The 15,873-nt window shown below is 55.5% G+C and carries 12 protein-coding genes; 9 read left to right on the forward strand and 3 right to left on the reverse strand.

What is annotated here, in order from left to right:
• Positions 1–389 precede the first annotated feature (389 nt).
• Both ACP5OT_RS01340 and ACP5OT_RS01345 read left to right on the forward strand, forming a co-directional pair.
• Positions 390–1,208, forward strand: a complete 819-nt coding sequence (locus ACP5OT_RS01340) for an inositol monophosphatase family protein (protein ID WP_424674364.1) — start codon at positions 390–392, stop codon at positions 1,206–1,208.
• A 39-nt stretch (positions 1,209–1,247) separates the two neighbouring features.
• Complete coding sequence (locus ACP5OT_RS01345) at positions 1,248–2,312, forward strand: SPL family radical SAM protein (protein WP_424674363.1); 1,065 nt, start codon at positions 1,248–1,250, stop codon at positions 2,310–2,312.
• Here ACP5OT_RS01345 and rimI read toward each other — a convergent pair.
• Positions 2,267–2,908, reverse strand: a complete 642-nt coding sequence (gene rimI / locus ACP5OT_RS01350; RefSeq protein WP_424674425.1) for a ribosomal protein S18-alanine N-acetyltransferase — start codon at positions 2,906–2,908, stop codon at positions 2,267–2,269. The genes ACP5OT_RS01345 and rimI overlap by 46 nt on opposite strands.
• Positions 2,909–2,971: 63 nt before the next feature.
• Positions 2,972–3,799, reverse strand: a complete 828-nt coding sequence (locus ACP5OT_RS01355; RefSeq protein WP_424674362.1) for a hypothetical protein — start codon at positions 3,797–3,799, stop codon at positions 2,972–2,974.
• Positions 3,800–4,070: 271 nt separating this feature from the next.
• On the opposite strand from ACP5OT_RS01355, the gene rny reads away from it, so the two are divergent.
• The 6 genes from rny to ACP5OT_RS01385 all read left to right on the forward strand — a co-directional run bounded on the left by rny (position 4,071) and on the right by ACP5OT_RS01385 (position 10,644).
• Positions 4,071–5,603 carry a ribonuclease Y gene (gene rny, locus ACP5OT_RS01360; protein ID WP_424674361.1) on the forward strand — a complete coding sequence of 511 codons (1,533 nt, stop codon included), beginning with the start codon at positions 4,071–4,073 and terminating at the stop codon, positions 5,601–5,603.
• A 204-nt stretch (positions 5,604–5,807) separates the two neighbouring features.
• A complete protein-coding gene (locus tag ACP5OT_RS01365; protein WP_374710794.1) occupies positions 5,808–6,143 on the forward strand; it encodes a stage V sporulation protein S in 336 nt (111 codons plus the stop codon).
• A gap of 85 nt (positions 6,144–6,228) precedes the next feature.
• Positions 6,229–8,070 carry a DUF294 nucleotidyltransferase-like domain-containing protein gene (locus tag ACP5OT_RS01370; RefSeq protein ID WP_424674360.1) on the forward strand — a complete coding sequence of 614 codons (1,842 nt, stop codon included), beginning with the start codon at positions 6,229–6,231 and terminating at the stop codon, positions 8,068–8,070.
• A 19-nt stretch (positions 8,071–8,089) separates the two neighbouring features.
• Positions 8,090–8,791, forward strand: a complete 702-nt coding sequence (locus tag ACP5OT_RS01375) for a 3'-5' exonuclease (RefSeq protein ID WP_424674359.1) — start codon at positions 8,090–8,092, stop codon at positions 8,789–8,791.
• Positions 8,792–9,182: 391 nt separating this feature from the next.
• Entirely contained in the window at positions 9,183–10,214 is a 1,032-nt protein-coding gene (locus tag ACP5OT_RS01380) for a LacI family DNA-binding transcriptional regulator (protein WP_424674358.1), read from the forward strand.
• A 127-nt stretch (positions 10,215–10,341) separates the two neighbouring features.
• Positions 10,342–10,644: a hypothetical protein gene (locus tag ACP5OT_RS01385; RefSeq protein WP_424674357.1), complete on the forward strand. Its 303-nt coding sequence runs from the start codon at positions 10,342–10,344 to the stop codon at positions 10,642–10,644.
• Positions 10,645–10,649: 5 nt separating this feature from the next.
• On the opposite strand, the gene ACP5OT_RS01390 is transcribed toward ACP5OT_RS01385, so the two are convergent.
• A complete protein-coding gene (locus ACP5OT_RS01390) occupies positions 10,650–12,797 on the reverse strand; it encodes a DUF6345 domain-containing protein (RefSeq protein ID WP_428131122.1) in 2,148 nt (715 codons plus the stop codon).
• A 299-nt stretch (positions 12,798–13,096) separates the two neighbouring features.
• Between ACP5OT_RS01390 and acnA the strand changes: the two genes are divergently transcribed.
• Positions 13,097–15,838, forward strand: a complete 2,742-nt coding sequence (acnA, locus tag ACP5OT_RS01395) for an aconitate hydratase AcnA (protein ID WP_424674355.1) — start codon at positions 13,097–13,099, stop codon at positions 15,836–15,838.
• Positions 15,839–15,873 lie beyond the last annotated feature (35 nt).

The raw sequence follows: 15,873 nt of genomic DNA on the forward strand, positions 1-15,873 counted from the left end.
CTTGTCATTTCGAGCGGAGCGAGAAATCATTGGAAGATGTCTCGCTGCGCTCGACATGACAGAGAGCGGGTGGTACGTTCCGCGCGCCGTGATAGGGAGTGGATGGCGTGCGCCGCTCGCCCTGATGAGTACCGGTGTCCCCGTGTCTGTTCAAGCGCAGCGTGTGTCATTTCGAGCGCAACCTCCCCCTTGTCATTTCGAGCGGAGCGAGAAATCATTGGAAGATGTCTCGCTGCGCTCGACATGACAGAGAGCGGGTGGTACGCTCCGCGCGCCATGTCAAGCTCGTGGGCGGGATCGGAGATGAGTTCCAATAACATCCTACCCACCAATTAGTATTACAATGAAGACGGTGCTCGTAACCGTATTATGATAAGGTTCATGCCAATATGCTAGATTTTGCCATTGATGTAGCCTATCGAGCCGGTGCTCTGATTCGGGCTGGAGCCGAACGTGAGATTACCTACGAACCTAAACAACACGCCGATGTTGTCACCGAAGTTGATCGGGCTAGTGAGGCTCTCATCGTTGGTGCGATCCGTTCTCGCTACCCTGACCATGCGATTATCGCCGAAGAAGGTAGCGGCGTTAGTATGTCTTCACCTTACACGTGGCTGATCGATCCACTCGATGGCACGCTCAACTTTCTCCATGGCTTGCCCATCTTTGCCGTCTCGATTGCCCTCCTTGCCTACAACGAACCGCTGCTTGGCGTGGTCTACGATCCTATGCACAACGAACTCTTCTATGCCGAACGTGGCAAGGGTGCATTTCTCAACGGTCGCCGTCTCCACGTCTCACGAACATCGGTGTTAGCCCGTAGTCTGTTGAGCAGTGGCTTACCGTATGATCGCTTTACACAGCCCGACAACAACTTGACCGAACTGACCTATCTGGCGATGCTGGTGCAAGATATTCGTCGGCCCGGCTCAGCCGCGCTCGATCTCTGTGCTGTTGCTGCCGGGCGTACCGATGGTCATTGGGAATTGGGTTTGAAGCCGTGGGATGTTGCTGCCGGTGGTTTGATTGCTCGTGAAGCCGGCGCAACCGTCACCGATTGGCAGGGTGGCGAGTGGCGCCCGCTCAGTGGTGATCGAATTGTGGCAACGAATGGCTTAATTCACGCCGAACTGTTGGCCGCGTTGGCCGCAGCGCGGCGTCAACGTGAGCAAAATCCGATGTCAGATACGATCTCGCCACGTTCATAACTATACCGCTGTGTCGTCGTTATTCCAGGTAATATACTCATGGCCTACTATCAGCGCGAAATTGCTCCGAACGTACCGCCGCTCAGCCCACGCCGTCCGCTCATCAACGAGTACTTTCTCTCGTCCTACACGATGAGCATCTATGCCGGCTGTGAGTTTGGCTGCCCGTATTGTGACAGTTGGGTCTATCACGAACGACCGCTCAACGAGACGATTGCCATCCCGGTCGACTTACCGCAGCGCCTTGCTGCCATCCTACCGACGATTGATCGTGGGGATTTGATTGCCATCAGTGCCTTGAGCGATCCCTATCAGCCCGCCGAAGAGACGTATCGGATCACGCGGCAGGTGTTGCAACTCTTTGCCGAGCATCGTCAGCCTTGTCTGGTGATGACGAAGAGTCCGCTCGTGCTTGAAGATCGTTCACTGTTACAGAAGATCAACGAGCAGAGTTTGGCAATCGTGGTCACGACGCTACTCACGCTCGATCAGCATTTGGCGACACGCATCGAGGCTCGTGCGCCGTCGCCCCAGTTACGCCTTGAACTGATTACCGAATTGAAGCGGGCCGGGATTCCGGTTGGGGTGGCGTTGGTACCGATTATGCCCTACGTCAACGATAGCAATCTCAATCTGCGCCGTGTATTGCACGCTTGCGCAACTGCCGGCGCCGATTTTGTGATTTGGGATTACCTACACATCTCGAACGAGCGCCATCGACATCGGATCAACGTGTTACTCAACCAGCTTGGTTCCTACCCGCCGCGTTACTACCGTGATATCTATCGCGATCAGGCAACCGTCAATCCGCTCTACCGACACGATCGCGACTACGAATTACTTCAGCGCTGCGACGAGCTAGGTTTAGCACCGCGCGCCCCTCATCATCTCTTTGCCGGCAAACTATCACCGCAGAACGAAGCTGCTTTGCTCTTGCGTCATACGGCTTTTCGTGATCGCGTCCAGGGGCGTGAGCGATTGGCTACGCTCCATCGGGAATTGGCCGACGCCGTCTACCGCGGCCGTATTCGGGCTGCCGATCTCCGGCAAAGCCCGCTCTACCCGACCATTGGCCCGCTGCTGGGATTATCAGCTACCGGCTGATCGGCTTGTTGGCGTAACCGTTCGTATAACTGACGACGCAACTCGCGCAACCGCTCTTTGAAACTGGTAGTTGTGATCGGGTCGGTCCACATGACCAGGGCGTCTTCTTGGTTATCGGTGTAGTAATTGGGGCGCTGACCGACGGGTCGGAATCCGTATTTGAGGTAGAGACGTTGTGCGGCGAGGTTACTCACACGCACTTCGAGCGAGAGATATTCGGCGTTCAACTCATACGCACCGTCGATCAAGGCATTGAGGAGCAGCTCACCGACACCACGGCGGCGGTGGATCGGCGCAACAGCAATGGTCGTAATATGACCACTACGTTCGTTCAGCCAAATCCCACCGTAGCCGGCAATCGGGGGGCGTGCAGTTGGTAAGAGGCTCACCAACCCGATCCGTTGCAGCATACGGACAAGCAACGGATAAGCGGTTGTGGCGGGTGAGCCGTTGGGGGGGCGGGTATCGGCACGGGCAACAACATAGCGGCATGACTGTCGGTTGCGGATCTCGCGGCGGTAGGTCTGGGCCGACCATGGTGCCATCTGACTCTGCCGCTCGATCTGCTGTACGGCGGGGATGTCATCTTCATCCATTGGTTCGATAAAGTAATACACCGCGCTTTACAACCTTTGCCGTTGCCTTGGCGGTTGGTTCGGTTAGGGTTGCAGCGGTCGCGCCGACTCGACAAAGAAAATACTCCGATACGCGCCATCACGACCAAAACCACCGCCGGTTTGGAAGGTACCGGTTACTTCGACTAACCCCCAGACAAAGCTATTGTTTGGCCCGATTGTCAGGGCCGCCGATTGATCGGGTGGAAATTGCTCAACCCAAATCGCACCACCGACCGGTTGCGGACTCGAACCGTCCTCTTCGGTCGAGATACCCTCGGCCAGCACATAGATGACCGAGTTCCAAAAATAATAAGCTTGCGTGGTGATCCGTTGCCCTTGGTATTGCTGCGGGTTACGCAGCAACTCAAAGAAAGAGACCTTATCAGGGCCGAGTGGCCGGTCGGTCAAGCGTTGTTCGATGCGACGGATCCGCTCGATTGGTTCGGCACTACTCACCATCAGTAAAAAGCGGTACGCACCGCCGGGGCCGTAGTTGCCACCGGCTTCAAACCGCCCACGCACACGGACAAAACCGTAGACACTATCACCGGGGCGGTGTAAGTGCTCGGTAACTTCTGCCGGAAATCCTTCGACCCAGATTGGTTCGCCGATTGGCTGAGCATCGAGACCGTTATCGAGCGTACTCACTCCTACCGCCAAGACGGCCAGCCCAGGATCGCCCGGGCGCCAAACGTATGCGCCATCGACGGTTACCTCACGACCGTTATAATCATCGGGTTTGGTCGTCAATTGTTGAACGTACAACGGTGTAGCGAACGCAGTACGATTACTTGCACACGTCGCCAATAACAGCAAACTCAGGAGCAGGATTAACAAGAGCAACGTGGCTCGCCAAAATGGACGTAGCATGCAATCACATCCTCCTCGGACGGTGTCACATAACCGATAGGGCATGCACAACAACGTGGTTGTCCATACATCTCCTCTGCGGGCGATTATAGCAGATGCGCCACTGCCCTTCAACTCTTGGTAAATGTCTTGACAGCCGGTACATCGATCAGTATGATGATGACTATCTAATGGATTAATGATCCATAGTTACAATATCTGTTCGCATACTGCCGGAAAAACACTGTTGCAAACCGGCGCATGCACATTAACAACTACATAGGAGGCTACCGTGACAGAGCTACTCTGGGCCGTCATTGCCCTCTTACTCGGGCTAGTTGGCGGTACAGGAATAGGTATCTGGTGGGCAAACAATGGCGCTAGCTCACTAGTACAACGCAAAGCTGCTGAAGCGCGACTATTAATTGAAGAGGCGCGGTCGCAGCAAAAAGAGATACTTTTGCAAGCCAAAGATGAGGCCTTACGGATTCGTAATGAAGCCGAAGCCGAGTTACGTGAATCGCGCCAAAGCTTGCAAAAACAAGAAGAGCGGCTGCAACGTAAAGAGGAAAATATCGATCGTAAGCTAGAGGGGATCGAACGCCGCGAGCGGTTGATCCAGCAACGCGAGCGCCAGATCGAGCAGTTAGCCCAAGAGGCTGAGCGGCTCAAACGACAACAAGCGCAAGAACTCGAGCGCATTTCCCAGTTGTCACGTGACGAAGCACGTTCGATTATTTTGGCCGAAGTAGAACGCGAAACCCGCGAAGATGCTGCTCGGCGCATCCGTGAACTCGAACAGCAGACCAAAGAAGAGGCCGATAAGATTGCCCGCAAAATTATCGGTTTGGCCATCCAACGCTGTGCGAGTGATTACGTTGCAGAAATGACCGTCTCAACGGTGAATCTGCCGAGTGAAGAATTGAAAGGACGCATTATCGGTCGTGAAGGCCGCAATATTCGTGCCTTTGAGCAGATCACCGGTGTTGATATTATTGTTGACGATACGCCTGAAGCAGTGACGCTCTCGTGTCACGATCCGGTCCGTCGTGAAGTGGCACGGGTAGCGCTGCTTAAGTTGCTGAAGGATGGTCGTATCCATCCGTCACGCATTGAGGAGGTGGTCCACAAGACGCAGCTTGAGATCGAACAGATTATGCGTGAAGAGGGTGAGCGCGTTGCCTACGAAGCAAACGTGCAAGGGCTGCACCCCGATCTGATCAAGCTGCTCGGTCGGTTGAAGTATCGTACCAGTTATGGGCAAAATGTGTTACAGCATTCACTTGAATGTGCCTTGTTGGCGGCGCACATGGCTGCCGAATTAGGGGCAAATGTAAATATCGCGAAGACGGCTGCCCTTTTGCACGACATCGGCAAGGCCGTCGATCATGAAGTACAAGGGCCGCATGCCCTTATCGGAGCAGAGATTGCGCGCCGGTTGGGCCGGTCACCGGCCATTGTGCATGCAATAGCGGCCCATCACTACGACGAAGAACCACAAACGGTTGAAGCATTTCTGGTGATTGCAGCCGATGCGATCTCCGGCGCACGCCCCGGTGCGCGTCGTGAGACGCTCGATCTCTATATCAAACGGCTTGAAGCACTAGAGACGGTAGCAACCTCATTCCCCGGTGTTCAACGGGCATTTGCCGTTCAAGCCGGTCGTGAGGTGCGTGTCATGGTGCAGCCCGATCAAATCGATGATCTGGGCAGCATCCATCTGGCTCGCAATGTGGCAAAGAAGATTGAAGAGAGTTTGCAGTATCCGGGCCAGATCAAAGTAACGATCATCCGTGAAACCCGCGCAGTCGATTATGCGCGGTGATCATATTCGGCTAAATTGCTCGAATTTGTGCAAAATCGGGGCAATTTGGCCTGCAAACCACGATACTGTGTGGTACAATTTCTTCACGCAGTTACTGTCGGCTATCAGGGTTCATGTACACGAGGAGGCTGCGCCGGTATGAGCCTGGCAACTCCGCCCGATGATGCGAGCCGTCTATCTACTCTTCACCAACAGGAGGAAGCTATGAGCAACGCCCAGCCGCTAGAACGGGCAGTCGGCGATAACAATGCGGCCACTCCCGCTCGTCAACAGCGCAGTGCCGAGGTCCTTAAGGTCTCGACCCGCTCGCGGCCGAGTGCCGTTGCCGGCGCTATTGCCGGTGTTATGCGCGAGAACGGTTCGGCTGAAGTGCAGTCAATTGGCGCCGGTGCGACCAATCAGGCAATTAAGGCCGTCGCTATTGCTCGTGCATATCTGAGCGAAGAGGGGATCGATATTGTCTGTATTCCGTCATTTATCGATGTCTCTATCGATGATGAGGAACGCACAGCGATTCGTCTCTTGATCGAACGCCGGTAGCCTCCTGTGTGGTTCCGTCGTCACCTGCGAGGCATCTCCAGTACGGAGATGCCTTTCTTGTATTCATATTCATGAGTGTGTCTGCATGGATGAGATCGCACGCTTTCTTCGCTCCTATCCTCCCTTCGATCGGCTTCCCGATCAGGTGGTAAGCCAGATTGCCGGCGAGTTGCAGATTGAGTTTGTCCGGGCTGGTCAGACGATCTTGACCCGCGGTGGTGAGCCGTCACAGTTTCTCTATATTGTGTGTAAGGGATCGGTTGATCTGCTGCGGAGCGGCGATCAAGTCGTCGATACCCTTGGTCCTGGTGAAGCGTTTGGTCATCCGTCGTTGATCCGTGGTCAGCCCCCGCTCGTCACGGTGCGCGCTCATACCGATACATTGCTCTATCTGCTGCCGGCGCCAATCTTTCACCGCCTGCGTGCCGAACAGCCACAGTTTGCCGCCTTTTTTGCCGCCTCTGTGATCGAGCGTCTTGGCTATGCCCTGCAGTTGCGGCAGGCCGAATCGAATCCGGCGCTGTTTCAAACCCGCCTGCGTGATCTGATCGCGCGCCCACCGGTTTCGATTAGCCCCGATGCGACTGTTGGTGAGGCCGCACGTTTGATGCGAGCCGAACGAATTTCTTCGTTGATCGTTGAACACGATCCGCTCGGTATTATTACCGACCGCGATCTGCGAAACCGTGTGCTGGCTGAAGGTTTGTCTGATGCGACACCTGTTCGCCGGGTGATGAGTGCGCCGGCAACGGTTATTTCAGCCGATGCTTTGGCATTTGAAGGCCTGTTGCTGATGCTCGAACGAGGTATCCACCATCTGCCGCTCGTTGATGGTGAACGGGTAGTGGGCGTGGTCACGCATACCGATATTCTGCGTCGCCAAAGTAATAGTCCGCTCTTTTTGCCTCGTTTACTGCAACGGGCGACATCACTGGCCGATCTACGCCGCTATACCGATCAGGTTGCCGAGGCGGTGATAACCCTGATAGATGCCGGGGCACGGGTGAGCGATATTGGTCGCGTGGTGGCCGTGGCCCACGATGCACTCTTACAACGCTTGTTGCACGATGCTGAGGCGCAGTTGGGTCCACCACCGGTGCCGTATGCGTGGCTCGTACTTGGCTCTGAGGGTCGCTATGAGCAAACCTTGCGTACCGATCAAGATAATGCACTGGTCTACGACGATGAAGCATCGCCAGAAGCAGTACTCTATTTTGAGCAACTGGCCGAGTTGGTAGTCGGCTGGCTGGTAGAGTGTGGTTTTCCCCGTTGCCCCGGTAATATCATGGCCACCAATCCAGAGTGGCGGCAGCCACTGTCGGTCTGGCAACGCTATTTTCGTCGCTGGATCGAGGTGCCCGATGAGGAGTCGTTACTGCGGATTGCTATCTTCTTCGATTATCGACAGGTGTATGGTACCTTGCCTGCTGAATCGATCTTGCGCACGATTACTCAGCATGCCGCCGATCATCGTATCTTTATGGCCCGCTTGGCACGAGCTGCTCTCCGTCAGCCTGCTCCGCTCACGTTTTTCCGGCAAGTAGCACTCGAACGCCGGGGGGAACAGCGTGATCTGCTCGATCTGAAGTTGCGTGGAACTGCAATGGTCGTTGATTTAGCACGTCTCTTTGGCCTTGAAGCCCATAGTAACGAGACAAATACGATTGCACGTCTACGTGCTGCTATGACAGCCGGTGTATTGAGCCGTGAAGATGGTGATAATCTGATTAGCGCGTTTGAGCTGCTCTCGACCCTGCGCTTGCAACACCAGCAACAGCAGATTGCTCAGGGGCTGCCGCCTGACAATCTCGTTAATTTTCACCAGCTTAGCCTGCGCGAACGACGTGAAGTCAAAGAGTCGTTGCAAGTAATTGCGTCGGTGCAGCGGGGTGTGGCGCTCATGTTCCAGACTGACCGGTTGGCGTGACGTCGGCACGGGAGAGACTATGCTTTCGTTTTGGTCACGCCTCTTTCAGCGCACGCCTCCCGCCGATTTTGTGCGCGCCTACGAAGCCTTTCCTGAGCCTGACCGGCGCTTGCCGTGGCGGGAAGTGCCGTATACGGTAATTGATGTTGAAACCACCGGCCTCGATCCGCGCCACGATGCGCTGATTGCGATTGGCGCCGTTAATGTTGAGAATGGGCGCGTCTTGTTGAAACAGACATGGCATTCGCTCATTCGCCCGCCACCCGATCGCGAGCCAAGCGTTGAGAGCATTCGTGTCCATCACCTCACCTCGGACGAGTTGCGCGATGCGCCGCCGCCGGAAGCGGTGCTCGCCGAGCTGTTACAGCGGATTGCTGGGCGGGTTCTGGTGGTGCATGTGGCCGAAATTGATGTGCGTTTCATCAACGCGGCGCTCAAACCGTTTGGCGGGCGCTTGCGCCGACCGATTCTCGATACGGCCCGTTTGGCGATGACCTTGCACCTCAATGCGCAGTGGTTGGGTGAACAGCCGCGTGATATGCCGGCGCCGGCGGTTGAGTTGCGTGGCTTGGCCAGCGCGCTAGGCTTGCCGGTCTATGCTCAACACAATGCGCTCAACGACGCAGTAACCACTGCCCAGTTGTTTATCGCCCAAGCGACGCTGCTGGCCGATCAGGGGCGCAATAATTTGGCCGGTTTGATTCGGGCCGGTGGGGTCTAATCGCACCGGTACGCACGCATCTATCGCCAACGACCGGTGTCCTCGCAAACCAGTCGTTGACTAAGCGTTTGCCTTCAATCGGCGACGCGGTGATGGTTGTGTTGTCCGTATCTTCATCATCAGGTTGAAGCCAATACCCTGTCTGTTGTCGGTTGGCACCGCCGTGGGAAGGTGCGCTTAAAGCGAGTTTCCGCTTGATACGACGGCGGTGCCTGCTACGGAGGATACCGTTCACTACGTTCGCCGTAGGTCTGATGATTATTCGTTCCAGCAACTATTGACAAGACTGTTATCATGCGGTAATCACTGCACACGCTTGACAGGATTGTTAATGGTGTGTTACAATGTAAAACGAATTAGTAATTCGTTTTACTATCAGGTAATACGGTCAATGGACGACCAATCTCGCTCAAAACGGAATCGCCCTCCGTCGATGTATGACGTAGCCCGACTGGCCGGGGTCTCACAGACGACGGTATCGTTTGTGGTGAACAACGTTGTCACCGCTTCGATTAGTCAAGAGACACGCGATCGAGTCTGGGCTGCGATCCATGCGCTCGGTTGGCGTCCCAACGCAATTGCGCGCGGTTTGCGTACTCGCCACTCACAAACCCTCGGTTTGATCTCTGATGAGGTGGTAACGTCACCATATGCAGTACGGATGATCCTTGGGGCACAAGAGGCGGCGTGGTCGGCCCGGCAGATGCTCCTGGTGATCAATACGAGTGGTCAGCACGATATTGAGCAGATGGCGTTGCAGTTTATGCTCGAACGGCGGGTAGAAGGGTTAATCTATGCGACCATGTACCACCATGAGGTGGTACCCCCACCCGATCTGGGTCCGGTGCCGATGGTGCTGGTGAACTGCTTTGTAGCCGATCGCTCACTGCCGGCGCTGATCCCCGATGAAGTACAGGGGGGCTACACCGCGACCGAGGCACTGATTAAGCGCGGTCATCGTCGGATTGCGTTTATCAATGAGATTATCCCAATGCCGGCGCTCTTTGGCCGGCTAGAAGGGTATCGGCAGGCGCTGGCCGATTATGGTTTACCGTTTGACCCAACCCTGGTGCGCAGTGTGCATTCGAATGCACAAGACGCCTTTGCCGCAACCCGTGCCTTGCTTGAATTAGCTGAACGTCCGACGGCTATCTTCTGTTTTAACGATAAGATGGCAATGGGAGCCTATGACGCGATCAAGCGTTTGGGATTACGCATTCCACAAGATGTAGCCGTGGTAGGGTTCGATAATCTTGAGCTGATCGCTGCTCAGCTTTACCCACCGCTGACTACCGTCGAGCTACCCCATTACGAAATGGGACGACGGGCAGTAGAGATGCTACAAACCTTACCGGCAGGTGAGACGTTGCCACCGATCCAGCACTATATCCCCTGTCCATTAATTGAACGGGCGTCAATCTAGTGCGAGTAGCCGTTCGTTGCCCGGCGATGCTTTGGCAACGTGAAGATAGGTGGAGGAGGTGCTATTGTAGCAGCTACATTAAGGTAATCGTTAGGATGACCGCTAGGCTGTGAAAGGAGTAAGTACAATGTCACGTTCGCGGATGACTTTGTTTGTAATGCTGATGACCGTTGCCAGCTTAGTACTGGCGGCGTGTGGCGGTGAATCGACGGCTCAACCGACGCAACCTGCCGGTAGCGAGCAGACGGGACAGACGACCGGCGAAAAGAAGCGGGTAACGATCCTCGGTGCGTTTGGTGGCGGTGAGGCCGATGCCTTCGAGGAGGTAATCAAGGTTTTTGAGGCAGCTAATCCAGATATCGATGTGGTCTACACCGGCGTCAATGGGAGATGGCCGATATTTGGGTATGACGCACTGCGTTACGCCTGACCGGATCAGAACTCCCACCACACCCAGTGATACGAAACGACCGGTAGTGGTCGTGATGGCATCCCAACGCCAGGTTTGGGTAGCTTGTCGTTCACAGGATTGACCGTTGCGCTACGGGCATAGACGTAGGCTGGCTTACCGGCATGCATATCAAACGCCGTCTTGACCCACGCCTGGGCGATGGTTAACTGTGCCCATGGGAAATCGATGCCGAGAAATGAAGGCATTTTCATATTCGCCACTAAGTTGCCGCCAAAAGCGACGTCAGCCATATTGCTGTTGAAACCGAGTAGCATATGGGCGCCTTGGAAGGCGTTGAACCATTTGCGGATCGGTTCGTTACCCGGTGTATACCCTTGTACGCGCAGTGTTTGGCACGACGCGAACCCGACCCAGCGCAGATTTTGGTAACGGGCGTTGTTGCCACTAAACCACGTACTATCTTGGTTCGAGGCCATTACAATGCCGCCCGGACCGCCGTGCCCGGCGTAGTACACGAATGCGGCCCGATCAACTCCTAACGTACTATCGATCCCACCCAAACTGACATCACGCCAATCACGTTCCCAAGCACTCGCATTCGTCCAGTGGAAGCGTTGGGTGTAGCCGTACCCTAACATCCCGCTGCGAAAACCGGTTACATCCGGGATCACGCCCGGTAGGTCAGAGCCACCTGCGCCATAGGGCGGGTAGTCCCAGTTGCCTTCGACCCCAAAGGTGTGGGTGGAGGAAGATTGGGCGAGTTCTACCGCCAGCAGTGTAGCAGTCACAGCAGTGCTACTACCACTTTGCAAAATAGCAGGTACATAAATGAAGCGATAATCGGGGGTGATACTAATGCTTGCCTCACGCTGCACACCATTGGCGTCGATCACGCGCAAGATGATGGTCACCGCATCCGGTGTTGTTTCACGCAGCGCAGCCGGCAAGGTTGTCGAATGGCTAACTGAGCCGGGGGTATTCAGCGTGGCCGGGTCGCTCAGCGGTGTTTCGTCGCCAAGGAGCCACTGGTAGGTGTAGGGCGCTGTGCCGTTGGCGATAGTGCCTGTGAGACTGATCGAACCGTTCGGTGGGAACGAGCTACCGTTGGTCGGTGCCGTGATAGTGACGGTTGGGCTGAAACTGCTCGTGCTATCGTCAACCAACGGGATTGTGAACGAGCGGAGAACGATCACTTCGCCGGTGGATAATGTCACGGTAACATCGTCGAACATAGCTTCTGGTTCGAGGAAGGTCTGCTCAAACGAAGCATCATCGACCATATACATCAGTACCGGTTCGGGTACATTGATGTCCGTCGCATCTGGATAGCTGGCGCGCACCAGTGTCTCAACCTCATTCCGCACATCGTTCAAGCTACGTACCGGTACGGTACCGCGAAACTCTAGCGTGCGCCTGTAAAAGGGCATAGCTACCGCTGTGAGACCGGGAACGGTGCTGTCGAGCGAGTCGCTATTGCTTTGGGCGAGACTGACATCGGTAGTCGTGAACAGGAGAGAGATATGACCACCGGCACCACCGATGGGAATAAACTGTCCATTGTTCACAAAACCAAACGGCACTTCCACCACCACACCAACGATTGTTTCGGTAACTTGACCTAAGCCGGCACCGTTGACGGTGGATTGCGCAGCGCGAATGAGCGTTGTACGCCCGAAGTCCTTGGTTGCGTTGCAGATTTCCGGCATTGATGGTAACCGCACCGGATAGTTGCTCTGACCATTACCGGCAAGCGTGCCATCACGGCTGACAAAATTGTTGTTAACGAGGAATTGACACGCGAATCGCTTCGCTACCTCAACATCGACTGTCCCTGCCGGTGTTTCGCGGCCTAAGCCATCAATATCGTAAGCGAAGAAACCTCCCGATGCTTCGTATTGTGTCAACACCGTGCGGTTTTGCTCGTTCAGGCGAAAGAATCGATTCTTCCCACGAAACTCATCTTGACCAGACGGAGCGGCGCGACCGATACCTTCGAGCACTCCACCCAACTGCTGCGTTGTGTCATTGTTGGTTGCAATTTTGGTGAGGCTAAAGACCGGCAACTGTAACTGCGACTGTGCTGGAGCGGGCGTCACCGGCCAGAGTACAATGATGATCAATGTGATGACTAACAATCCCGCCCACGGTTGCATTCGAACGCCAGGTTGCATTTTCTCCTCCTTTGTAAACGAAGGCACCTTACCTGAACTGTACCGGGGGGGAATGAGAGAGAAGAGTGAGGTTTCAGGTTGGTATCATCTTAAACGTAGATCCTAACAGAATTGATCAACCATTGGTACTACCTTTTGTGACCCGAAAATAGCTCATTCGGATATAATTCCGACAGTACATCCACCTTTTGCACTGTTTGTGCAACAAATCGCAACATTGTGATTATTCGTGCTATAATCGCTCTACCACAACATGGAACGGCCTTCCGTTGCAGGTAATCAACTGAAGGAGAGAAACGATGACCAACAGTTTCGGTGCTCGCGCGACCTTGACGGTCGATGAGCGCATGTATGAAATCTACCGCCTGGACGCTCTAACCAACCACGGTGTCAATCTCACTCGCTTACCCTACTCGTTACGGATTTTGCTCGAAAATCTGCTCCGCCATGAGGATGGTCGTACCGTCACCGCCGATGATATTTTAGCTTTGGCGCATTGGCAACCGCAGGCTGAACCTGATCGGGAAGTAGCCTTTATGCCGGCGCGCGTGATTTTGCAAGACTTCACCGGTGTGCCGTGCGTGGTCGATCTGGCGGCGATGCGCGATGCGATGGCCGAGTTGGGTGGCGATCCGCGCCGAATTAATCCGTTGCAGCCGGTCGAGCTGGTCATCGACCACTCGGTGCAGGTCGATGCCTATGGCTCTGAAGCGGCGCTGCTGATCAATAAAGACCTTGAGTTCCAGCGCAATGTCGAGCGGTATGCGTTCTTGCGCTGGGGGCAGACGGCATTTGATAATTTCAAGGTGGTGCCGCCCGGTAACGGGATTGTCCACCAGGTGAACCTTGAATATCTGGCCCGTGTGGTCTTCACCAGCGACGAGAACCCGCGTGCGAGTGGACCGGTACAAGCCTATCCCGATACGCTGGTCGGTACTGACTCACATACCACGATGATCAACGGGCTTGGCGTGCTGGGTTGGGGTGTTGGTGGTATCGAAGCTGAGGCGGCGATGCTCGGTCAGCCCCTCTCGATGTTAATCCCACAGGTAGTTGGCTTTAAGCTGACCGGTCGTTTGCGCGAGGGTGCGACGGCGACCGATCTGGTACTCACCGTCACCCAGATGTTACGTAAGCTAGGAGTCGTCGGCAAGTTTGTCGAGTTCTTTGGTCCCGGTTTGGCTAATCTGCCACTGGCCGACCGAGCGACCATCGCTAATATGGCTCCCGAATACGGTGCAACCTGCGGTATCTTCCCGGTGGATGAGGAGACGCTCCGCTATTTGCGCTTCTCGGGACGCAGTGAGGAGCGGGTGCGCTTGGTCGAGGCCTACTTCAAGGAGCAGGGTCTCTTCCACGATGAGCATACGCCTGAGGCTGAGTATTCGACAGTTCTTGAGCTGGATCTCGCCAGTGTTGAGCCGAGTGTCGCCGGTCCCAAACGACCCGAAGGTCGCGTGCCACTGACCGATGTTAACCGTACCTTCCATCTGGCCGTGCCGACGATTATCAATCCGTCTCAACCTGATACAGCGCTCTCGGCAGCCGATTTTGCCGCTACCGCCGTGGAAGTCCCCGGTGCCGGTTATAAGCTGCACCACGGTTCCGTGGTGATCGCTGCCATTACCTCCTGCACCAATACCTCCAACCCATCGGTGATGGTGGCGGCTGGGCTGTTGGCGAAGAAGGCGGTCGAAGCCGGTCTCACCGTGAAGCCGTGGGTGAAGACGTCGCTGGCCCCCGGCTCGAAAGTGGTGACGGAATACCTCGCCAATGCCGGTCTGCTACCGTACCTCGAAGCGCTCCGCTTCCACGTCGTTGGTTATGGCTGTACCACGTGTATTGGTAACTCTGGTCCGTTGGCGCCGGAGATTAGCCAGACAATCGAGCAAGCCGGTCTGGTGGCGGTTTCCGTGCTCTCCGGTAACCGTAACTTCGAGGGTCGCGTGCAGCAAGATGTAAAGGCGAACTATCTGATGTCACCGCCGTTGGTGGTGGCTTATGCCATTGCCGGTCGGATCGATATCGATCTAGACAAGGAGCCATTGGGAATTGGTAAGGATGGTCAGCCGGTCTATTTGCGCGATATTTGGCCAGCACAAGCTGAGGTACAGCAGACGATTGAAACGGCGATTCAATCCGAGATGTATCGTCGCTCGTATGCCAGCATCTTTGTAGGTGATGAGCGCTGGGAGAATATTCCGGTACCGGCTGGCGACCGCTTTGTGTGGGATCCCAACAGCACCTATGTTCGCCGTCCGCCCTATTTCGACCAGATGAGTCCGACGCCACCTGAGCGGGTAGCCGAGATTCACGGGGCACGGGTTCTAGCATTCCTGGGTGATAGCATTACAACCGACCATATCAGCCCCGCCGGAAGCATTAAGGTCAATTCACCTGCCGGTAAGTATCTGATTGAACACGGCGTAGCACCGGCTGATTTCAATAGCTATGGTGCGCGGCGCGGTAACCACGAGGTGATGGTACGCGGTACCTTCGCCAATATCCGTCTCCGCAACAAGTTGGCGCCGGGAACTGAGGGTGGTTTTACCACTTACCTGCCTACTGGCGAGGTGATGACGATCTACGATGCGGCGATGCGCTATCAGGCTGATGGTACGCCGCTGATCGTGATTGCCGGTAAGGAGTACGGTAACGGCTCGTCACGCGACTGGGCGGCGAAAGGGCCATATTTACAGGGGGTCAAGGCGGTCATTGCCGAGAGTTTCGAGCGCATCCACCGCTCGAATCTGGTCGGGATGGGAATTGTTCCACTCCAGTTTATGCCCGGTGAGAGTGCAGCGAGCCTTGGCTTGACCGGTCACGAAATCTATGATGTGATCGGTCTGGCCGATGCGATTGCCAGTGGCTTCGCCAATGGCCGCATCCTCACCGTGCGCGCCACTGCTGCTGACGGTACCGTGCGCGAGTTCCAGACCCGTGCTCGGATTGATACGCCGCAAGAAGTCGAGTACTATCGCCACGGCGGTATCTTGCAGTACGTGCTGCGCCAGTTGCTGGCCGAAGATCGCCAAGGCTAAGCTCGCCGCATAGCAGGGCCCCACCCCTAATCCCT

It is taken from the genome of Chloroflexus sp. (assembly GCF_049970315.1).
Taxonomy (GTDB): domain Bacteria; phylum Chloroflexota; class Chloroflexia; order Chloroflexales; family Chloroflexaceae; genus Chloroflexus.